Annotated in this window: 16 protein-coding genes; 6 read left to right on the plus strand and 10 right to left on the minus strand. The window is 73.7% G+C overall.

The window, feature by feature from the left end:
* The first annotated feature begins 148 nt into the window (after positions 1-148).
* Positions 149-1,090: a hypothetical protein gene (locus ABZ910_RS08825; RefSeq protein WP_361361050.1), complete on the plus strand. Its 942-nt coding sequence runs from the start codon at positions 149-151 to the stop codon at positions 1,088-1,090.
* Positions 1,091-1,093: 3 nt separating this feature from the next.
* On the opposite strand, the gene ABZ910_RS08830 is transcribed toward ABZ910_RS08825, so the two are convergent.
* The 3 genes from ABZ910_RS08830 to ABZ910_RS08840 all read right to left on the minus strand — a co-directional run bounded on the left by ABZ910_RS08830 (position 1,094) and on the right by ABZ910_RS08840 (position 3,432).
* Positions 1,094-1,678, minus strand: a complete 585-nt coding sequence (locus ABZ910_RS08830) for a sigma-70 family RNA polymerase sigma factor (protein ID WP_361361052.1) — start codon at positions 1,676-1,678, stop codon at positions 1,094-1,096.
* 143 nt (positions 1,679-1,821) lie between these two features.
* Positions 1,822-2,592 (minus strand): LamG domain-containing protein, encoded by a 771-nt coding sequence (locus ABZ910_RS08835; protein ID WP_361361054.1) that lies wholly within the window; start codon positions 2,590-2,592, stop codon positions 1,822-1,824.
* Positions 2,593-2,763: 171 nt separating this feature from the next.
* Positions 2,764-3,432, minus strand: a complete 669-nt coding sequence (locus tag ABZ910_RS08840) for a LysR family substrate-binding domain-containing protein (protein WP_361361424.1) — start codon at positions 3,430-3,432, stop codon at positions 2,764-2,766.
* Between ABZ910_RS08840 and ABZ910_RS08845 the strand changes: the two genes are divergently transcribed.
* The 4 genes from ABZ910_RS08845 to ABZ910_RS08860 all read left to right on the plus strand — a co-directional run bounded on the left by ABZ910_RS08845 (position 3,404) and on the right by ABZ910_RS08860 (position 7,120).
* A complete protein-coding gene (locus ABZ910_RS08845) occupies positions 3,404-4,201 on the plus strand; it encodes an MFS transporter (RefSeq protein WP_361361056.1) in 798 nt (265 codons plus the stop codon). The genes ABZ910_RS08840 and ABZ910_RS08845 overlap by 29 nt on opposite strands.
* 138 nt (positions 4,202-4,339) lie before the next feature.
* The gene (gene ettA, locus ABZ910_RS08850; RefSeq protein ID WP_361361058.1) at positions 4,340-6,004 is read left to right on the plus strand and encodes an energy-dependent translational throttle protein EttA; all 1,665 of its coding nucleotides are present in this window, start codon (positions 4,340-4,342) and stop codon (positions 6,002-6,004) included.
* 7 nt (positions 6,005-6,011) lie between these two features.
* The gene (locus ABZ910_RS08855) at positions 6,012-6,449 is read left to right on the plus strand and encodes a thioesterase family protein (protein ID WP_361361060.1); all 438 of its coding nucleotides are present in this window, start codon (positions 6,012-6,014) and stop codon (positions 6,447-6,449) included.
* Positions 6,446-7,120, plus strand: a complete 675-nt coding sequence (locus tag ABZ910_RS08860) for a hypothetical protein (RefSeq protein WP_361361062.1) — start codon at positions 6,446-6,448, stop codon at positions 7,118-7,120. Before ABZ910_RS08855 ends, ABZ910_RS08860 begins: the two co-directional genes overlap by 4 nt.
* 64 nt (positions 7,121-7,184) lie before the next feature.
* On the opposite strand, the gene ABZ910_RS08865 is transcribed toward ABZ910_RS08860, so the two are convergent.
* From ABZ910_RS08865 to ABZ910_RS08880, 4 genes are all read right to left on the minus strand, one after another.
* The gene (locus ABZ910_RS08865; protein WP_361361064.1) at positions 7,185-8,144 is read right to left on the minus strand and encodes an ATP-binding cassette domain-containing protein; all 960 of its coding nucleotides are present in this window, start codon (positions 8,142-8,144) and stop codon (positions 7,185-7,187) included.
* A 58-nt stretch (positions 8,145-8,202) separates the two neighbouring features.
* A complete protein-coding gene (locus ABZ910_RS08870) occupies positions 8,203-10,995 on the minus strand; it encodes an FtsX-like permease family protein (protein ID WP_361361066.1) in 2,793 nt (930 codons plus the stop codon).
* Positions 10,996-11,050: 55 nt separating this feature from the next.
* Positions 11,051-14,512: an ABC transporter permease gene (locus ABZ910_RS08875; RefSeq protein ID WP_361361068.1), complete on the minus strand. Its 3,462-nt coding sequence runs from the start codon at positions 14,510-14,512 to the stop codon at positions 11,051-11,053.
* Positions 14,513-14,713: 201 nt separating this feature from the next.
* A complete protein-coding gene (locus tag ABZ910_RS08880) occupies positions 14,714-15,118 on the minus strand; it encodes a globin (RefSeq protein WP_361361070.1) in 405 nt (134 codons plus the stop codon).
* A gap of 122 nt (positions 15,119-15,240) precedes the next feature.
* On the opposite strand from ABZ910_RS08880, the gene ABZ910_RS08885 reads away from it, so the two are divergent.
* Entirely contained in the window at positions 15,241-16,236 is a 996-nt protein-coding gene (locus ABZ910_RS08885) for a methyltransferase domain-containing protein (protein WP_361361072.1), read from the plus strand.
* Between the two features lie 14 nt (positions 16,237-16,250).
* On the opposite strand, the gene ABZ910_RS08890 is transcribed toward ABZ910_RS08885, so the two are convergent.
* The 3 genes from ABZ910_RS08890 to ABZ910_RS08900 form a co-directional block, all read right to left on the minus strand.
* On the minus strand, positions 16,251-17,525 hold the full coding sequence (locus tag ABZ910_RS08890; RefSeq protein WP_361361074.1) for an FHA domain-containing protein: 1,275 nt from the start codon (positions 17,523-17,525) through the stop codon (positions 16,251-16,253).
* 48 nt (positions 17,526-17,573) lie between these two features.
* Positions 17,574-18,920, minus strand: a complete 1,347-nt coding sequence (locus tag ABZ910_RS08895) for a VWA domain-containing protein (RefSeq protein WP_361361076.1) — start codon at positions 18,918-18,920, stop codon at positions 17,574-17,576.
* A gap of 109 nt (positions 18,921-19,029) precedes the next feature.
* Complete coding sequence (locus tag ABZ910_RS08900; protein WP_361361078.1) at positions 19,030-20,388, minus strand: protein phosphatase 2C domain-containing protein; 1,359 nt, start codon at positions 20,386-20,388, stop codon at positions 19,030-19,032.

Raw genomic sequence — 20,388 nt, forward strand, 5'->3', positions numbered from 1 at the left:
CGGATCAACGTGCTGTTCGCGATGCTCCGCGACGGCACCTTCTACGAATCCAGAACCCCACGCCTCGCTTGACCAAAGACATAGAGGCACCCCCCGCTCTCGACCGCCCCGGCTCCGTCGCCGGGGCGTCCCGACAAGGAGTCAGAAGATGATCTGGTACGTCCTGGCCGTGGTGCTGGGGCTGGCGCTGATCGGGGCGGTGACCGCGCTGATCGTCACCGAGCGGCGGCCCCGCCCGCCGAAGCCCGTCGCCGCCTCGGCCGCCGTCGTGGGCCGGGAGGCACTGGACGTGGTCAACGCGGGCCTGCGCCGGCTGACGGGCGAATGCCTGCGCTCCGGCCGGTCGCTGCCCGACCTGTACGCCGTCGTCTACTCCGAGGAGCGGCTCGGACTGCTGCTGGCCAGGGCCGAGGAGGCCGCCCCCGCGCCCTGGAGCGCCGAGGCCGACGGCGAGCGCTGGACGATCTCGCCCGACGATCTGCACCGCCCCGGCCCGGAGGGCGAACCGGCCCTGCCGTACGCGCTGACGGTGACGGTGGGCCTGGACGGCCCCGACCGGGTGCTGGTCGACCTCTCCCGGGCGGCGGGGCCCGTCTCGGTGACGGGTCCGGACGAGGAGGTGCGCAGCCTGGCGCGGGCCGTCGTCGCCGAGGCGCTCGCCGGCCCGGTGGGGGCGCTCGCCGAGGTCACCCTGGTGGGATCCCTGGCCGACGGCGGACTCCTTTCCGGCGACGAGGCACGGACCTCGCGTCTGCACAGCGCGGCCACCCTGGAGGAGGCGTTCGCCAGGGCGGCGTCGGCGGGCACGGGAGCGAAGGAGCCGGGATCGCCCGAAGTCACCCAGATCTTCCGGATGATCGAGGGCAGCAGCCGGATCGCCGTCCAGGGCGAGGCGCCGCATCTGTTCGTCGTGGACACCTCGCAACTCCCGCGACGGGAGGGGGCACTGACCGGCCTGCGGCGCGGGGACGCGCTGCTGGTGCTCGGCGAGGTATCCACGGGGTGGCGCTGGCGTGCCGGTGCGGGCGGATCGCTCGACACCGGGCCGCTCGGCCTGGAGATCACCCGGCACGCGGGACGTCTGGCATGAGTGTCATCCGGTCGCGCGGTCCAGGCCGCCCGCGGACATCCCGCGGCTGCCCAGTGCCTCACGCAGGGCGCGGGCGGCGTAGTACGTCCGGGACTTGACCGTGCCCGGCGGTACGCCGAGGACCTTGGCCGTCTGGTTGACGCTGCGTCCCAGGTAGTGCACGTGCAGCAGGACCTCGCGCTGTGTCGGCCGCAAATCCCGCAACGCCTCGACGAGCACCTGGGAGGTGAGGATGTGGTCCGTGCCGTCGGACACCGGAAGGTGGGCGAGTTCGGGGTCACCGGTCTCCGGTGGTCTGGCCTGGCGGGCCCGGTGGCCGTCGATGACGAGATTGCGCAGCACGGTGAACAGCCAGGGCCGTACCGAATCCGCGGTCGGGTCGAGTTCCCCGGCGTGCCGCCAGGCGCGTATCGCGACTTCCTGGAGGGCGTCCTCGGCGCGGTGCCAGTCGCCCTCCATCCGCCGTGCGGCGAACTGCAGCAACGCGCTGCCGTGGAAGTGGTAGAGCGCTCTGAGGAACTCGTCGGGGTGAGGTTCCGCGGGGCGGGGGCCGGATATCAGGTCGTCGGTCGAAGCGCGGGACGACAAGGGCCTTTCCTCTCCGGTCGTCTGTGGGGGAGACGGGTTCAGCCGGCTGCGGGAGAACCGGCAGACGCCGCCGCGAGCCGCCGTGCGCCCGTGCGGCGCCCGTCAGCCTGCGGCGGCGAGTGAACTCGCCCCGTCAGCGCCGGTCAGCCCGGTTTGCGGGAGGAAAGCGAGCGTACCTCACGGGCCGTCAGCTCCCTGTCGTAGACATGTACGTCGGCGATGCCCCCGTTCCAGTAATCGGCCGCCTTCCCACCGAACTTGCCGCGTCCGATCACCACGGAGCCAGTGGGTTCCACGCTGCTGGAGGCCACCCTGGTTCCCGCGAGCCGGCCGTCCACATAGACCCGCATCCGGTGGTCCTTCTGGCTGTACGCGCCGGTCAGGTGGTACCAGCGGCCGGGCCGCGGCTTCTCGGGCGTCTCCGCGACCGTACGGGCACCGGGGAAACTGAAGGCGAAGTTCCCGTCCTGGCCGGAGTACTGGAGGAAGAACGTGCTGCTCTGACCGCCGTCCTGGGACAGGGCGGTGTGCATGCCGGTCATGTCCTGGGGGGTGAGGCGCACCCGCGCGGCGACCGAGTAGTCCTTGCCCGCGGTGTCGAGCCGGGTGCCGGTGTCCGCGTATCCGCTGGTGCCGTCCAGCTGTAGCGCGCCGCCCTCGGGGCCGTCGGTCCACTGCGTGCCGCCGCTGACCACGGCGTCGTGCTCGCCGGCCTTCGCGGTGCCGGACCGGTGCAGGGGCCACCATCCGAGGCCCTGCAGCGACTCGGCGCCGTTACCCGGGCTCGCCGCGGCCGGTTTCGCCTCGGCCTGCTCCTTCCCGGAGTCCTGGCCGAGCGCCAGATGGACGACGACGAAGGCCAGCGCGGCGGTCAATACGGCGATCGCGGCGATGAGCGACCATCTGCGCGTCATGAATCTCCCCAGGATGTGCGGCGTAAACGTCTCACTGGTGATCACGCGTCCGGTCCGGAAGTGGTTCAGTGCACATGCAAATGGTGACAACCCCGGTTTTCTTGCCGATGAGGCAGATTGGGGTCGGTTCGAGACACCTCGGTGGTCCCGAACGGCGCCATCGCAGCCACCTCAGGTGCCTGTGCCCTCGCCCGCCCACAGGTTCTCCACGGTCTGCGCCGGGCCGCCCACCCCGCGGACCTGATCCATGGCCACCCGGACGAAGGCCCGCAGCAGGGCCGTCTCGTGGCCGGTGGGCCATACGAAGGCGTAATCGATGCCCGGGGCGTCCGTGAACGGTTTGAAGACCAGGCTGGGACGGCTGTAGTAGTGCGCGCCGGCGGCCGCCACCGGTGTCACGCCCTTGCCCGCGAGAACCAGGGAGAGCGCGTCCTCCCAGTGCGTCATGGCCTGCCCGTGCGGGATGGGCCGCGCCGACGGCGTCTGCCGCGGGAAGTGGTGGTCCAGCCAGTACGTCGGCACGTTCCCGCCGACCGTCAGCAGCGTCGCCTCCGCCAGATCCTCCACGCTCACCGAGTCGCGCCGCGCGAACGGGTGCGCGGACGACATCAGCAGCACCCTCGGCTGTGACACCAGCACCGGACCCAGCGTCAGATCCGGCTCGGCCAACGGAGGTTCGGTGACCTGGAGGTCGATGTCCCCCGCGCGCAGCGGACCGTAGGGGTCCGAGATCTGCACCTGCCGTATCTGCACGTCCACGCCCGGGTGCCGGCGCCCGAACACCTCGGCGATGCTGTGCAGCAGATGGCCCGTGAACGCGCCGGAGAAACCGATCCGCAGCGGCGGCCTGGTGCTGCTGGCGGCGTTCCTGCTGGTCGAGCGGCGCCACTCGGAGCCGCTGGTGCCGCTGTCCGTGCTGAACCGGCCGTCCGTGAAGTGGCCGGGGCTGTTCGGTGTCATCACCTTCGGCATGTGTGCCGGCACGACTGTGCTGCTGAGCCTGTACATGCAGGACGTGCTCGGCTTCACCGCCCTGCAGGCCGGTCTCAGCTATCTCGGCGAGGGCGCGGCCGCGACCCTCGGCGGCATGTACGTCGCGAAGCTGCTGGTCCGGTTCGGCGGGGTGAAGGTGCTGGGCGCGGGCCTGGCCATCCAGGGCGTCGGCACGGTGGCCATGTTCGCCCTGCCGGTCCATGCCGACCTGGCCGCCCTGCTGATCACCTCCTCGGTCATGGGCCTCGGCCACGTCTTCAGCGTGGTGTCCTTCATCACCGTGATGACCACGGGTGTCACCGGGGAGGACCAGGGTGTCGTCGGCGGTCTGTCGCAGCTGCCGCAGTACGTGGCCGCGATCGGCGTCTCAGGGCTCAGCGCGATCGCCGCGGCCCGTACCAACGCCCTGGCGTCGGGCGCCGCTCCGTCCCGCGCCGACATCCTGGGCGGGCTGCACGCGGGCATGGTCACGGCCGGTGTCGTCGTCCTCGCCGGTGCCCTGTTCGTCGGCGCCGTACTGCGCAAGCGGACCACGGCGTGGGCCGTCCCGTGTCCGGCATACGGCACCGCCCGCCGACACCGTCCGCGCCGCCCCCCGTGCAGCCACCGACGGTGACAGGCGAGCCACAGTCGCCAGCGACTGAAGCCCAGGTCACAGCCCCCGGACCCAACGGGTTTCCATCCAGGGCTAGCGGTCAGGCAAGATGGGGTGTATCTGCCCACTGCCAGATTTCAAGTTGCCGGACGGTTTCTCTTGGCTGAGTTCATTTACACCATGCGCAAGGCGCGCAAAGCGCACGGCGACAAGGTGATCCTCGACGACGTCACCCTGAGCTTCCTGCCGGGAGCGAAGATCGGTGTCGTCGGCCCGAACGGTGCCGGTAAGTCGACCGTCCTGCAGATCATGGCCGGTCTCCAGCAGCCGTCCAACGGTGACGCCTTCATCTCCCCGGGCTACAGCGTCGGCATCCTGCTCCAGGAGCCGCCGCTCAACGAGGGCAAGACCGTCCTGGAGAACGTCCAGGAGGGTGTTGCCGACGTCAAGGGCAAGCTCGACCGGTTCAACGAGATCGCCGAGCTCATGGCGACCGACTACTCCGACGCGCTGCTCGACGAGATGGGCAAGCTCCAGGAGGAGCTCGACCACGCCAACGCCTGGGACCTCGACGCCCAGCTCGAGCAGGCCATGGACGCCCTGGGCTGCCCGCCCGGCGACTGGCCCGTCACCACCCTCTCCGGTGGCGAGAAGCGCCGCGTCGCGCTCTGCAAGCTCCTCCTCGAGCAGCCCGACCTGCTGCTCCTCGACGAGCCCACCAACCACCTCGACGCCGAGTCCGTGAACTGGCTGGAGCAACACCTGGCCAAGTACCCGGGCACCGTCGTGGCCATCACCCACGACCGGTACTTCCTGGACAACGTGGCCGAGTGGATCCTCGAGCTCGACCGCGGCCGCGCGTACCCGTACGAGGGCAACTACTCCACCTACCTGGAGACCAAGCAGACCCGTCTGAAGGTCGAGGGTGCGAAGGACGCCAAGCGGCAGAAGCGCCTCAAGGAAGAGCTGGAGTGGGTGCGGTCGAACGCCAAGGGGCGCCAGGCCAAGTCCAAGGCCCGTCTCGCTCGCTACGAGGAGATGGCCGCCGAGGCCGAGAAGATGCGGAAGCTGGACTTCGAGGAGATCCAGATCCCGCCGGGCCCGCGCCTGGGCAACGTCGTGGTCGAGGTCGACAAGCTCAACAAGGCCTTCGGCGAGAAGATCCTCGTCGACGGGCTGAGCTTCACCCTCCCGCGTAACGGCATCGTCGGCGTCATCGGCCCGAACGGCGCCGGCAAGACCACGCTGTTCAAGATGATCCAGGGCCTGGAGAACCCGGACTCCGGTGACATCAAGGTCGGCGAGACCGTCAAGATCTCGTACGTCGACCAGTCCCGCGCCAACATCGACCCGAAGAAGACGCTGTGGGAGGTCGTGTCCGACGGACTCGACTACATCAACGTCGGCCAGGTCGAGATGCCGTCCCGCGCCTACGTGTCCGCCTTCGGCTTCAAGGGGCCGGACCAGCAGAAGCCGGCCGGTGTGCTCTCCGGTGGTGAGCGCAACCGCCTCAACCTGGCGCTCACCCTGAAGCAGGGCGGCAACCTGCTGCTCCTCGACGAGCCGACCAACGACCTGGACGTCGAGACCCTCTCCAGCCTGGAGAACGCGCTGCTCGACTTCCCCGGCTGCGCCGTGGTCGTCTCCCACGACCGCTGGTTCCTCGACCGAGTGGCCACGCACATCCTCGCCTACGAGGGTGACTCCAAGTGGTTCTGGTTCGAGGGCAACTTCGAGTCGTACGAGAAGAACAAGATCGAGCGGCTCGGCGCGGACGCCGCCCGTCCGCACCGCGCCACCTACAAGAAGCTGACCCGGGGCTGATCGACTCTTGCGCCACATCTACCGCTGCCCGCTGCGCTGGGCGGACATGGACGCGTACGGCCACGTCAACAACGTGGTGTTCCTGCGCTACCTGGAGGAAGCCCGTATCGACTTCCTCTTCCGCCCGGACAAGGATTTCCAGCAGGGGTCCGTGGTGGCGCGTCATGAGATCGACTACAAGCGGCAGCTCGTCCACCGGCACCACCCGGTGGACATCGAGCTGTGGATCACCGAGATCCGGGCGGCGTCCTTCACCATCACCTACGAGGTGAAGGACGACGAGGTCGTGTACGTACGGGCCTCCACCGTCGTCGTGCCGTTCGACTTCGAGGCGCAGCGGCCGCGCCGGATCACCGCGGAGGAGCGGGAGTTCCTCCAGGAGTACACGGACGACGCCGCCGCCGAAAAGGGCGCCGGCGCCGAGGAGGAGGCCGTCGCCGCATGACGGTGCTGCACCTTGCCGACGAGGGGGAGGCTGCGGACCTCGCGGCCTTCCTCTCCCGGCTGCTCCACTACGACCGTGGAGCGGCGGTGCGCCTCCAGGCGGCGGGCACCGCGCTCGCCGTGTTCGGGCAACCGCCGTCCTTCGAGGTGCTGGCGATCCGCACGGTGCGGCTGGCCAAGCCGTACGAGAACGGGCTCGACATCACCCTCGACGTGACCGTTTCCGCCGGTGAGCTGCTGGAGACCGTGGACGAGGCGGGGGCCACGGCCGTCGTCCCGGCCGCGGTCACCGGGCCGCCGTGGGCGGGCGTGCTGCCGCCGCGCAGCGGCTGGCAGGCGGAACCGGGCCTGCCGGGGCCCAAGGCGCTGCGGGAGCTGGTGGCCGCGGCGGTCACCGAATTCCGTTCCCGCACGCAGGAGTTGACGCCGGAGCAGCGCTCGCGCACCGAGCTCGACCGGATCGGGCGGGACATCTGGTCCCGGACGGTCGGGGAGACCCGGCTGCCGGTGCGGGCCGTGCACGCGGCGCAGTCGCTGGGCTTCCTGCGGCCCGAGGACGCCGGGGACGTCGCACTGTTCTCGTCGGGGTCCTGGCTGAGGCTGCGGACCGCCTACGGGTCGGTCGCCGTCCGGCGTGACGGGCTGAAGACGTTGGGCGTCAGCGTGCGCTGACCGGTGCCTCGCCCGTTCACCGCTCCCCAGCCCACTGTCTGACCCCTCTCACTCCCCTCCAGCCCTACCGCTCCTCGCTGTCGTCCGGCCATACACCGATGTGGTCGGGCTCCAGTTCCAGGGCGACCCGGTCGCGCATGCCCAGGGCCTCGGTGTACTCGGCGGGCAGCTGGAGGCGGCCGGCCCGGTCGAGCATGGCGTACTCGCGGGCCACCACCGTCTCGTGGCCGGTCGCGGCGTCGACCTGGCTGCGGCGCAGCACCTCGGTCGACGTACGGCCGTCGCGGATGGCGACCGTACGGCGGACCTCGCCCGCCACCGCCTGGTCGTGCGTGACGATCACGATGGTGGTGCCCAGCCGCTCGTTCGCCGTACGGAAGGCGTCGAAGACCTGCGCGGCGGTGTGGGAGTCGAGCTCACCGGTGGGCTCGTCGGCCAGCAGGACCGCGGGCGCGTTGGCGAGGGCCACCGCGACGGCGACGCGCTGCTGCTGACCGCCGGACATCTCCTGCGGGCGGCGTCCCCGGCAGTCGGCTACCTCCAGCAACTCCAGTAGTTCCAGGACGCGTTCGGCTTTGGCGCGGCGGCGTGCGCGGGTGCCGGACAGCTGCATGGGGAGGGCGACGTTCTGGGCCGCCGTCAGGTAGGGGAGGAGGTTGCGGGAGGTCTGCTGCCAGGCGAAGCCGACGACCTTGCGGCGGTAGGCGAGGCGGTCCTTGGCGGTCATGGCGAGCAGGTCGCGGCCGGCGACGCGGGCCGCTCCCGCGGTGGGGGTGTCGAGCCCGGCGAGGATGTTCATGAGCGTCGACTTGCCGCTGCCGGAGGCGCCGACCAGAGCCATCAACTCGCCCTCGCGGACCAGCAGGTCGAGCCCCTGGAGCGCCTGGACCTCCACACCGTCGGTGGAGAAGATGCGGACCAGGCGGTCACAGGTGATCAGGGCGTCGTGGCCGTAGGCGGGCCGTTCGCGGGCCTCGGCGACCCGGTCGGCGAGGTCGGCGAGCGTCGTGGGGTTGGTGGTCATCGCGTCTCCCATGTCTCGCGCGTCTGCCGCGTCAGCCGAGGCTCCCTAATCTCCCGCGTCATCGGGCATCCCCCGCCCGGAGCTCCCGCACCGCACTCCGCCGTCCCGTCCACCATGCCTGTATCCCCGCGACGCCCACCGCCACCGCCACCACCGTGAGCGCCGGTACGGTCAGCGACAGGGGGTCCGTATGCAACTCGGCTCTGCCGACCGGTGTTTGGGCCGAGGCCAGGGCGACGGTCGTCAGGTCGACGCCGGGGGAGAGGAGCCGGATGGTGGACCAGCCCGTCAGCGCGCCGCCGGTCGCGGCGAGCAGAGCCTGCGGCAGGGACTCCAGGACGAGGAGGCGGCGGCCCTCGGCCCGGCTCAGCCCCATCGTGCGGAGGCGGGCGAGAAGAGCGGTGCGTTCGGGGGCGGCGCGCAGCAGGGCGAGGAGCAGGGCCAGGACGGCGTAGCCGGCACCGGCGGCCACCGCGGCGGCGTAGACGCGCTCGGCGCCGGACTGGAGCGGCGAGTCGGCGTAGCGCGCCCGTTCCTCGGCCCGTACCCGGACGGCGGCCGAGGCTCCCGCCGCCTTCCGCAGCGCGCCCGCGTCCAGGTGGTCGCCCGTCACCAGGAGCGCCGTCGGACGGGCGGCGGTGGAGCCGAGCCCGGCGCGGTCGACGATCAGGAAGTCGGCGCCGCGCACGGCCGGGGTCCGCTCCCGTACGACGGCGATCCGGACGGTGACCGAGCTGCCGTCCTCCAGACGTACGAGGAAGGGGCGCCGGGTGCCGTACGCCTTCGCGACCGAAGGAGAGGCCAGGGCGGGGAGGGGGGCGTCGCCCGCAGGGCGCTTCAGTCGCCCTTGCGGGAAGGCGCCCAGCCCTGCCGCCCTCGCCGCGGCCTCGTACCCACCCGGCTCCGCGCCCACCAGCGGCACGGAAACCTCGCCATCGTCCGGCTTCGCCTGGTAGGCGATGCCCACAGCGGTCAGCGCCCGCACCCCGGACATGGCGCGGACCTGTGCGGGCAGGCGCGAGGGCAGCGGGGCGTCGGAGTCCACGCGGGCGTCGGCGCCGACGGACAGCAGGGCCGCCCGGTCGCGGGCGTCGTTCACCCCAGCCAGGACCGAACCGCCGAACGCCGCGGTGGTGAGCGCGGTCAGCAGGGCCAGCAGGGGAAGCACCGCGGAGACGGAGGTGCGGCCCGCGCGCGCGAGCGACAGGGGGCCGACCGCTCCACGCATCCGGCCGGCCGGGCGCGCCAGCCGGCGCAGCAGCAGCGGATAGAGGCGCACCAGCACCAGGGCCGCGATCAGCCCCACCAACACGGGGGCGACGGACACCAGTTGGTCCCCGGACGAGCCCGTCGAGGGGCCGGAGGAGTCGGAGGAGCCGGGCGAGCCGGACGCGGCCGCCACGCCCCGCATCCGCAGCGCCCCCACCGCCGCGGCCGCCAGCACGAGCAGCGTCGACTCAGCGACCGTACGGCGTCGGGAGGGACGTACGGACGCCACGTCCTCGCGCGGACCGGTCACCTGTACCGGCCGGTGGGTGAGCACGGCGCGCAGCGGGAGGGCGGCGCAGGCGGTGACGACGACCGCGAGGGCGGCGCCGAAGGCGTACGAGAGGCGGCCCTCGGGGAACGCGAGCAGCGCGATCGTGAGCCCGACGGCACCCGCGGGCACGGCGACGATGGCCGTCTCGGCGCCCAGTCGCCCGGCGAGGCCGCGCAGGGAGGCTCCGCGGGCGCGCAGCAGGGCGAGTTCGGTGCGGCGCCGGTCGGCGGCGAGGCCGGCCGCCATGACGAGGACGACGGCGGCGACCGTGCCGGTGCCGAGGGCGGCCACGGCGACCAGCGGGGTGATGCCCGAGCGCAGCCGGGAGAAGGAGGCGAGGACGTCGTCGAGGTCGGTGTTCACGTCGGCGGCGGGGTCGGTGAGGACCCGGGCGCGTTCCAGGGCCGGGCCGGATTCCAGGGCGGCGACGGCGGACTTCAGGCGGTCGAGGTCGTGGGCGCGGAGGCCGCCGAGGTCGGGGGCCAGGAGCCAGTAGCGCACGGGGACTCCGTTGGTGCCCATGACGGCGGGGGCGGCCTGCCCGGGCAGCAGCAGGGCGCCGAGCCAGTACTCCTGGGGGTCCGGGCCCGGCGCGGGCAGGCGGGCCAGTTCGGGGGTGCGCAGCAGGGGCTGCGTCGACCAGTAGGCACCGGACGGGTGGCGCGGGGTGAGGATGCCGGTGACGCGGACGGCGAGCGGGGCGCGGGCCATGCCGGGGACGTGGATCACCGAGCCCACCTTGATGTGCATGCTTCTGGCCGTGGCGGTGGTGACGGCGGCCTCCACCTCGGCGGTCAGCTCGTCCACATGGCCCGGGGCGCGCGGCAGCCGTCCCTCCCGCACCGCCGCATGGTCGGCGAGACCGCTCTGCGCCACGAGCGAGACACGGGCGGGCAGTCCGCTGGGCCGGGGTATCCAGCGGTCGGGCACCGCGGGGCTGCGGGTGGTGCTCACGCCGTACGCCGACTCGGCGCGGTCCATGACCAGCGGCCGGGGCGCGGTGGTGAGGAGTCGTCCGTACGATCCGCCCAGCTCGTCGGGGCGCATGGCCGCCGCCCGCAGGTCCGGCGGGAGGCCGGGGTCCGGCTGCGGGGCGACGACCTGCACGGTGGTGCGGTCGGGCCGGCCCTGCCGGAGGGTCCGCAGCAGTCCGGCGTCCTCGTATCGGTCGACGGCGCGCGGCAAGGCGGAGGCCAGGCACGCGGTCAGCGCCACCAGCAGGGCGAGCGCGACGCCGGCGAGGGGCGCGGCGCGCAGCCTGGTGCGGACCCAGGGAGCGACGACGGAGCGCGTGCCGCGTACGCGGCCCACGTCACGCGAGGGTCTCCCCTCACCCGAGGTGCCGATCCCGCCCGATGGGTTCACCTCACTCACCTCCCTGGTCCCGTAGCGCGCCGACCGGGTCCGCCCGCCGCAGGGCCAGGGCCGCCGTGACGATCAGCGGCGTCGCCGCGACCGCCGCCAGCAGCAACGCCACGCGCCCGGGCGGGAGTTCGACCAGCAGCTTCGGTACGGGCCGGGTGGCCTCGGCGGTCAGGACGATCAGCGGAAGCACGGCCCGGGTCAGCACGGTGCCCAGGCCGACGCCGACGAGCAGCGCGAGGCCCACCAGAACGCCCTGCTCGGTGGCGATCGTCCGGGCCAGCCGGCGGCGCGGGGCGCCCAGGGCCCGCAGCACCGCGAACTCGGCGCGCCGCTCGCGCAGCGACCCGGCCGCGCTCACCGCGAAGCCGACCGCGGCGAGCGCCGCCGCCACCACGGCCGCCGCGGCGAACGCGGCCTCGGGACCGGCGCCGAAGGGGTCGTCGCGCAGCTCGGCGGCGATCTCGTCCCGCACAACGACCTGCCCAGGACCGACATCGGGCAGCGCCCGCACGGCCGCGGCCACCGCCGACGCGTCGCCCGGTGCAGTGTCCAGCCACCACTCGGTGGGCGTCGCGCTCGCGTCGTACCGCGCCTGGAGCGCACGGTTCACCGCGCGCAGATCCACCAGGACGGCCCCGCCGTCGTCCTCGCCCGCGTCTTCGCCGGATCCGGCCGGGGCCGCGGTGGTGGGCAGCGCCGGTACGGACCGTACGATCCGCACCGGGAGGCTCTCGCCGTCGTACGTCACCTCCACGCGCTGTCCCGTGTGCGCGCCCGCCGAGGCCAGGAAGCGGTCGGTGGCCACGGCGGTGACCTCGGGCGCCGCGGGCTGCACCACCTTCAGCGCGACCGCCACGGACGCGACCGTCCAGACGTCCTTGGCGGGGAGGTATCCCGTGCCGTAGTCGACGGTCAGCGGCCCGGACGTGCTCAACCGCGGCCGGGTCGGGTTCGTGGCCGCGTTGGGAGAGACGGTGCCGCTGGCGCGTGCCGCGGCGGCCCAGGAGACCGGAGCCGCCAGGGATATCCGCCGCACCGTGCCGTCCGCACCGGTGGCGGTCAGCTCCGAGACGGTGAAGCGGTGCCGCTCGGCACGGTACGCGGGCTGGGGCATGTCGAGCTGGAGCCCGGTGAGCAGGGACGGTCCGGGCGGGGAGGCGAGGTCGAGGGTCAGGGCGTGCGGGCGTCCGTCGGTGGGCAGTTGGCCGAGGGACATCTGGTACGGCACCCCGTACTGGTCCTGAAGGGTGACCGTCACGTCGATCGTCGTCCCCGGACCGGTGGAGCTGCGCACGGCCGCCGTCAGCCGCAGCCGGGCGGTACCGGCGGGCACGCGGGCCCCGGCCGGAGACGGGCGGGGCGTGAGCCCGGCCAGCAGCGGCCGCACCGGCGCCAGGTCCGGGCGCATCAGCACCGCGTCCGCCGCGTGCGCGGTGTCCAGCGCCAGCACCGTCGCCGTACGGTCGCCGGACAGGGGCTGCGCGGTGCGTACGGCGGGGACGGCCTCCCGTACGTGCGGGAGGGCGGCGTAGGTCTCGGTGCGGCCGAGTCCGCCGTCCCCGGCGGCCAGCACGCGCACCGGCGCCCCCGCCCGGAAGTCGGCCTGGTCGTCCTGCGAACGGTCCCAGGAGGCGCCCTGCCCGATCGCCAGCATGCCGAGCGCCACGGCCAGGACGAGCAGCAGGACGGGGCCCGCGCCGCGCATCGGGCGACGGCTGAACTGCCAGCCCGCCAGCGCCATCGGCAGCCCCCGACCGGCCGCCGCGCGCCGCTCCGCCAGCCGCGCCACCGGCGGCAGCAGCCGCAGCGTCAGCACCGTCCCGGCGAGCAGCGCCAGCGCGGGGGCCGCGACCAGCAGGGGGTCGATGCCGAGGACGGCGCCGCCCGCGTCGGCGGAGCCGGGGGCCTGGGGGAGACCGGCGCGGACGGCCCCGGAGGTCTGCCGGTTCAACTGCCAGTACGCGACCCCGGCCACCACCAGCAGCCCGACGTCCGCTCCGGCGCGCACGGGGCCGGGGAGGGTGCCGGCCCGGCCGGCCCCGGAGCCGACGGTGAACCGGCCTCGGGGGCGCGCCGGTGGGGAGCCGCGGCCGGATCTCGCCCGGGCCGGCCTGACGCCCGGGCCGTCGGCGGACCGCGTCCGGACCTTCCCGGACCGGTCCCTCCCGGATCGCGCCCTCCCGTCGCCCGCCCCGGCTCCTGCGCCGTCCGTCAACGCCGGCACCGTCACCGCGAGCGCACATCCCAGGGCCACGCCCGCCGCCACCGCCCACACCGTCGTATGCCCGCTCCGCGACACGTCCAGGTGGAGCCCGATCCTGGCCAGGGCTCCCTGCTCGGCCAGCAGGCCGGTGAGCGGTCCGGCCAGCAGGGGTGCGCAGAGTGCCGCGGGCAGGGCGAGCAGCAGGGCCTCTGCGGCGGCGAGGCCCGCGATCCGGGCGCGCGAACCTCCGCGCGCCCGCAACAGCCGCGTCTCGCCCGCGCGTTCGGCGCTCAGCAACCGGGCCACGAGCAGCAGGGCGTACCCGGCGAGCAGCACGAGCTGGAGCGCGATGATCAGGATCGTGGAGCGGGAGACGAGCAGGGCGCGGTCGAGGCGGTCCAGGACGTCGGGCAGGGACGTGGCCGACGTGGTCACGCCGCTCAGGGCGGCCGGCTTGCGCAGCGCCGCGCTTCCCTCCCGTGCCGCCGAGCGCAGGGCGCCGATCCGGCCGGTCGTCACCGTGGCGAAGTCGGCCGACGCCAGCCACGCCGACGCCCCTGCGCTCACCGTGTGGCCGGCGAGGACGGAAGGAGCGGTGAGCAGCGGCCCGTACGTCGTGAAGCCGGACGTCTTGACCCCGCGGCCGAGCAGGTCGTCCAGCTGCCAGTAGGGCGCGGTCGGCGAGGCGGGGCGGTACAACCCGGTGACCCGGATGCGTACCGGCGGGCCGTCGAGCCGGTCGGTCAGGGTGAGCGCGGCGCCCGGCTTCAGCCGGAGTGGCTGGGCGGCGGCCTGGGGCAGCGCCACCTCGACCCCGTGCGCGGTGCGCCGAGGGAGCCGCCCGGAGACCAGCCGTACCTGTGTCGTGTCCAGGGCCGCGAAGTACGTCAGGTCGGGATCCCCGGAGGAGGCGCTCGGACCGTCCCCGGCCGCCCGGCTCTGCCGGGGCAGCGCGTACGGGCCCGAGCGCACCAGTGTCCGTACGGTCACCGGCAGCCTGGGGAAGGTCGCCTCGGCCCCCTTCCGTACGGCGGTGTCGGCGGCCGTGCGCCCGCCGGCGGGCGCCTCGGCCTTGACGATCAGCGCGGTGTCGGCGGCGTTGCGGGGGTCGTTCAGGGAGTGGCGTAACGCCGCGTCCCCGATCGCGCCGGAGTAGGCCGCGAGCGTCGCCAGCACTGCCGTGGTCAGCAGCACCGTGAGCAGCGCGGCGGCGAGCAGCAGGCGATGCGCTCGCGCACGTGCGACGACCAACCCCGTCACCCGACCCCCCCGGTGGAACCCCCGCCACCCGGTCGAAGCCGGGTTGTCCAGACCTCCGGGCGATGCTGTCAGAGGAGACCGGTCACGGGTAAGCGCTCGTGGACCGGACTTGACCGGATCGTGACCGGAATCCGGCGTCCGCGGAACCGGAAGCCGGAACTCAGCAGGCGCTGTTCACGTCGGGCCCGTCAGCCGGGCCGCTCACTCGGGGGTGTTCACCATCGAGGCCGCCGCGTACGTCAGGTAGTTCCACAGCGTGTGCTCGTGCTCGTCGGAGAGGCCGAGCTCCTCGACGGCCACCCGCATGTGCCTCAGCCAGGCGTCGTGCGCCGCCCGGTCGACGGTGAAGGGGGCGTGGCGCATGCGCAGGCGCGGGTGGCCGCGGTTCTCGCTGTACGTCGTCGGGCCGCCCCAGTACTGGATCAGGAACAGGGTCAGCCGCTCCTCGGCCGGGCCCAGGTCCTCCTCCGGGTACATGGGCCGCAGCAGCGGGTCGTCCGCGACGCCCTCGTAGAAACGGTGGACCAGCCGGCGGAAGGTCTCCTCCCCGCCGACCTGCTCGTAAAAGGTCTTCTCCTGAAGCGTGCCGCGCCGAATCTCTCTCACCCGTCCATCGTCTCAGAAGGGATGACCCAGGACTCAAGGCCTAGGACCACGCGACCGGGAATGCGACGCGGGGCACACGACCGGTGCTCGCCTCGGGGCGCCCGGCGCCGCACAGTGGACCCATGGGCGTGCACCCTCCCGACACGGACGACCAGGACCTCGCCGGCCTGGCCGCGCAGGCGCGGGCGGCGCTGGTGCGGCAGATCGACGAGAGCGGGGCCTGGGACGAGGACCCGGTCTGGCGGGAGGCGTTCGCACAGGTACCGCGGCACCTGTTCGTGCCCTTCTACTACGTCGGTGTCCTGGGCGGCTACGAACGGTGCTGGAACCAGAGTCCCGACCCGGCCGAGCGCGAGCGCTGGGTGCGCGGCGCGTACGCCGACGCCCCGCTGGCCACCCGGGTGCGCGACGGAGAGCTGGTCTCCTCCAGCAGCCAGCCCTCGTTGATGGCGACGATGCTCGTCGCGCTCGGCGTGCGCGACGGCGACCGGGTCCTGGAGATCGGCGCGGGCACCGGCTACAACGCGGCCCTGCTCGCGCACCGGCTGGGCGACGACGACCTCGTCACGACCATCGACCTGGAGCCGGAGATCACCGAGGCGGCCCGGCAGCACCTGGCCGCCGCCGGGTACCACCCGGCCGTGGTCACCGGCGACGGCACGCGCGGGGTGCCCGAACGCGCCCCCTTCGACCGGATCATCGCCACCTGCACCCTGCCGTCGGTCCCGCGCGCGTGGCTCGCCCAGTGCCGCCCCGGCGGTCGCATCCTGACGCCGCTGGCCACCGGCCTGGTCGCGCTGACCGTGCGGGACGCCGAGCATGCCGAGGGCCGCTTCCTGCACACTCCGGCCTACTTCGTGCCGCTGCGCGGCGTGCGCCGCCGGGCCGAGGCGGAGGCGGCGCCGCTCGCCGGAGTGCCGCGCCCGGCCCGCGAGCACGAATTGCTTCGCTTCCTGCTGGCCCTGACCCGCGGCAGCCTCGATCCGCAGGAGGCCTACCTGCTCTGGGAGTGCGCGGGCGTGCCGACGCGCGAGCGGTACGGCGTCACGATCGACGGCGAGCACGAACGCGCCTGGCTGGACGACCCGCAGGGGCCGTACTCCTGGCCCCTGCGCTGAAACCCCTGTCGGTCCTAGCCCTTACGGATCGTGATCGTCGTCCAGGCGCCCACGTGGACCCGGTCGCCGTCCTGCAGCGGGATCGGGACGAAGGGCTGGATCGGTTCCTCCGAGCCGTTGACGGTCGTACCGTTCGTCGAGTTCTGGTCGACGACCGCCCAGTCGCCGTTCGGCTGCTTGACCAGCATCGCGTGCTGGTGCGAGACGCCCGGGTCCTCCGGCGGCACCGACAGGTCGATGTGCGGGGTGTCGCCGGTGGAGTGGCGGCGGCGGCCGATGGTCACCTGGTCGCCGGAGAGCGGGCGCTGCTGCTCGGGCGAGTACGCGGGCAGGTTCAGGCCCGCGGCCTCGGGGCCGGAGCGCTGCATCATCGACATGAAGTACACCCGGTCCGGACCGATCGTGGCCGTCCAGGTCGCCGGGGCCTGCGGCGGAGCTGGCGAGAAGACGGGTCCGGGCGGAGCCTGGGTGCCACCGGACGGCCCGGAGCCGAAACCACCCGGGCCCCCGAAACCACCCGGGCCGCCGGCATCCGGGGCGGAGGGAGCGGCGGGGCCGGACGGGTCCGTGGACGACGGCGGGGAGATCACCCAGTCGTCGTCACCGCCGCCGAAGGACGGGCCGCCGGCCGGCGGCCGCCCCGTCTCGCTCGGGAAGGCGGGCGGTGCGGACGCCCCGGACTGCAGGAACCCCGACGGAAGACCGCCGGACGCGCCACCGGGACCGGCGGACGGCGTCGGCCCCGACGAGGACGGCCCGGTCTGCGACGGAACCGACCGCGCCGGATCGCCGCCGAACGGCGTCGGCCCGGACGGCTCGCTGCCGAAGGGCGGCTCGGGGATCGGCTCGGCGGGACGGTTCACCTGCGACGGGCGCGAGCCCTGGTACTCGAACGTGTCACCGCCGCCGCCGTAGGACTGGCCGGGCGGGTGGAAACGGGAGGACGGGTTGGACGGCGCCCGTCCCGTGGTCGGGGGCGGCGACGCGGGCGGGGGCGGCGTGTACGACGTGGCCGTGTTCATGAGGAAGTTCCACCGGCACTCCTCGCAGAAGGGCGCCCCGCCCTCGCGCGGGGTGCGGCACTGCGGGCAGAGCTCCGGGTCCGCTCCGGAGGGCGCGTGCGGGCCTCCGGAGGGGCCGGCGGGACCGCCCGCGGGCGGCGGGAAGCCGTACCCGCCGCCCGGGGGCGGCGGCGGAGGGGGCGGAGGTACGGCACCGGCCATGCGGTGACCGCAGACCTCGCACCAGTCGTCGGAACCCGACTGGTGTCCGTTCGGGCAGGTCGGCATGTCGGCGCTTCACCCTCTCTGTCAGGGTCTACCTGAGGTCGTGCCGGGTCACTTCTTTACGCGAACAGTCTTCGTGGACCGGGTCTCGAGGGTCATCTCGTCGGCCTCCGCGACCTTCGCCTTCAGTCGCACAGTACCCGTCGCGGTGTCGACGACGTCCACCACCTTCGCGAGCAGTTTCGCCGTATCCGCGTTGCCGGAGGCGCCGGCGAGCTGAACCGCCCGGCCGAGCTTGGCCGTTGCGCCGTCGAGATCGCCCGCTTTGCGCAGATCGAGCCCCTGTTGGATGACGTGTGCGAGTTCCGCCTGGCCGGTGTAGTGGGCGACCTGCGGGTTGATCGAGGTGGAGGCGGTCATGTCGTCGGTCCACACGGCCCGTACGAGGCCCTGGGCGCCCAGGTTCCGCGCGCTGCCGTCGGGTTGCGGGACGACCAGGGAGACCCGGGCGGCCAGCATCTCCTGGCCGATGCCCGCCGCGGGGACCTCGACGCAGACGTGGTAGTCACGGGACTCGTCCCCCCAGGAGCCGATGGGGTAGTCCCCGGCGCGCGGACCCGCCTCCGTGCGGCGCTCGGTCAACTCCTCGACCGTCGGCGCCACTTGCTTGACGAACCTGACGGTCGTACCGACCGGTGTCCACAGCCGGAGGGCGACGTCCGCGACCTCCTTGCCCATCGCCGTCTCCATCATCCGCGTGAAGTCGGCGGCCAGGCCCGCCGGATCGGCCACGATGTCGGCGGTGCCGAGCAGGGCCGAGGCGATCCCTGTGACTTCTTTCACTTCCCAGTCGGTGCCCACGCCCCGCGCGTCACAGGTGAAGCGCCCGGCGCACGCGTCGAGCGCCGCGCGCAGCTCCTGCGGCGACTCGTGCTCGTTGCGGCCGTCGGTGAGCAGGATGCCGTGCCGGATGGCGACGTCCGCCGAGGACAGCAACCGGTCGGCGAGCCGCAGCCAGGTCCCGACGGCCGTACCGCCGCCCGCGCCGAGCCTGCGCAGCGCCTGCTTGGCCTGGTCGCGGGTGGTGGCGTCGGCGACGGCGAGCCGGCCGCCGCCGGGGTAGACCTCCGTGGCGACGTGGGTGCCGCCGATCACCGCGAAGTGCACGCCGTCGCGCAGGGTGTCGACGGCGGCGGCCGTGGCGTCGCGGGCGCCCCGCATCTTGGTCGGCGGGTAGTCCATCGAGCCCGAGCAGTCGAGCATGATCGCCACGGCGGCCGAGGGGCTCTGACCGGGGGAGTACAGGTGGGGCGCCGCGACCGCGCTTCCGACGGTGCCGCCGCCGGTCGCCGTCACCGTCACGATCGCGTTGACCTCGCGGCCGCCCTCCGGCAGATACTCGTTCTGGTAGACGTCCACCGAGAACTGGGGCACGTTCGACTTCGAGAAATTGGCCATGGCTGCTCTGCTCCCCCTCTGAGCCCACGGGCTGCCGTGGGTGACGACCGGATGCGGACCGGTCCCCTCCGGCCCGCTGAAGCTTCCCCGTCCGCGGCCGTGCGCGGCCTCAGTCCGATCCTGCCCCCGGGGACGGGACCGGGAACGGCAGGACGGCCACTGTTACGTTGTCGTGGCCCCCGCCGTCCAGGGCGTGCCCGACCAGGACCCGGGCGCTGTGCAGCGGGCGGGCGGCGGCGTCGGAGGGCAGGGCCTCGGACATCTCCTCGGCGCTCTCCGCGTAGTTCCACAGGCCGTCCGTGCACACCACCAGCACACCGGGCCGGTCCGGCTTGAAGGAAGCGGTGTGCGGCTCCAGTTCGTAGGCGTCCGCGCCGAGCCAGCCGGTGATCGCATGGGCGCGCTCGTCGGCGTAGGCCTCCGCCTCGTTCATCAGCCCCGCGGCGACCATCTGCGCGGCCCACGAGTCGTCCTCGGTGAGCCGGGCCGGGGGCGAACCCCGGTCCACCGGCACCCAGTAGACGCGGCTGTCGCCGACCCAGCCGACGGCCAGCAGGCCGGGGGTGACGACCGCGCTGACGATCGTGCACGCCGGGGCGTTCTGGTGCGGGGCGTGCTCGCGGGCCGTGGCGGGCTCCTCCGCCAGCGCGTTGACGGCGTGCGAGGCGGCGACGATCGCCTCGTGCAGGGCCTGCTGCGGGTGGGTGCCGCGCGGCAGGGCCGCGAGCAGTGCCTCGTTCGCCGCCCGCGACGCGGCGAGCGAGGCGTCGTCGGGGCGGGTCGCCGAGGACACGCCGTCGCAGACGACGGCCACGGCCGCGGGCGAGCCGTCGGGCAGCGTGACCCGGCCGATCGCGAAGGCGTCCTCGTTGCGGTGGTGGCGCAGCCCGCGATCGCTGACCGCGGCGATGGGGCCCGACTCCTGCTCCAGGTGGTCGCGTTCGCGCGGCTGGGCGTGCCCGCAGTTCTCGCAGTAGCCGTCGCCGTCGACCCGACCCGCCCGGCACGCCACGCACACCGGCGCGGCCTCGATGCCCTCGGCCGGCGCGACGGGCTCGGCGGTCACCCGCGGGTCCGGCGCCTGCAGCGGGTACTCCTCCGGCTGCGCCGGCCGGTCCAGCCGTACGCCGGAGGCCGGGGACTCGGGGGAGGCCGAGGGCGCGGGCACGGGGGCGCCCGGCGGCGCGTGGAGGGGGGAGCCGTGCGCGTCGATGCCCCGGAGGTCCGACGGCAGGTGCGCCTGCGCCGGTGTGCCGGGGCCGTCCGGTTCGGGGGCGACGGGCCAGGCCACGTCGTCCGCACCGGAGGCGCCCGAACCGTTCACGGCCAGCGTCGGCGGATCCTTCGGCCGTGGCGGCACCACGGACAGGTCGTATCCGCACGCACCGCAGAAACGGTCATCCGACTCGAGCGGCTCCGCGCAGCTCGGGCACTTCGACAGCGCTGCCTGCCGGGGCATCTGCGACAT

The organism is Streptomyces sp. NPDC046805 (genome assembly GCF_040645355.1).
Classification (GTDB): Bacteria; Actinomycetota; Actinomycetes; order Streptomycetales; family Streptomycetaceae; genus Streptomyces.

Bases quoted from the DNA above. Each gene is read 5' to 3' on its own strand.
- ABZ910_RS08885 (WP_361361072.1), top strand. From the start codon at position 15,241: ATGGGCGTGCACCCTCCCGACACGGACGACCAGGACCTCGCCGGCCTG.
- ABZ910_RS08835 (WP_361361054.1), bottom strand. From the start codon at position 2,592: ATGACGCGCAGATGGTCGCTCATCGCCGCGATCGCCGTATTGACCGCC.
- ABZ910_RS08865 (WP_361361064.1), bottom strand. From the start codon at position 8,144: ATGACCACCAACCCCACGACGCTCGCCGACCTCGCCGACCGGGTCGCC.
- ABZ910_RS08825 (WP_361361050.1), top strand. From the start codon at position 149: ATGATCTGGTACGTCCTGGCCGTGGTGCTGGGGCTGGCGCTGATCGGG.
- ABZ910_RS08860 (WP_361361062.1), top strand. From the start codon at position 6,446: ATGACGGTGCTGCACCTTGCCGACGAGGGGGAGGCTGCGGACCTCGCG.
- ABZ910_RS08890 (WP_361361074.1), bottom strand. From the start codon at position 17,525: ATGCCGACCTGCCCGAACGGACACCAGTCGGGTTCCGACGACTGGTGC.
- ABZ910_RS08900 (WP_361361078.1), bottom strand. From the start codon at position 20,388: ATGTCGCAGATGCCCCGGCAGGCAGCGCTGTCGAAGTGCCCGAGCTGC.
- ABZ910_RS08895 (WP_361361076.1), bottom strand. From the start codon at position 18,920: ATGGCCAATTTCTCGAAGTCGAACGTGCCCCAGTTCTCGGTGGACGTC.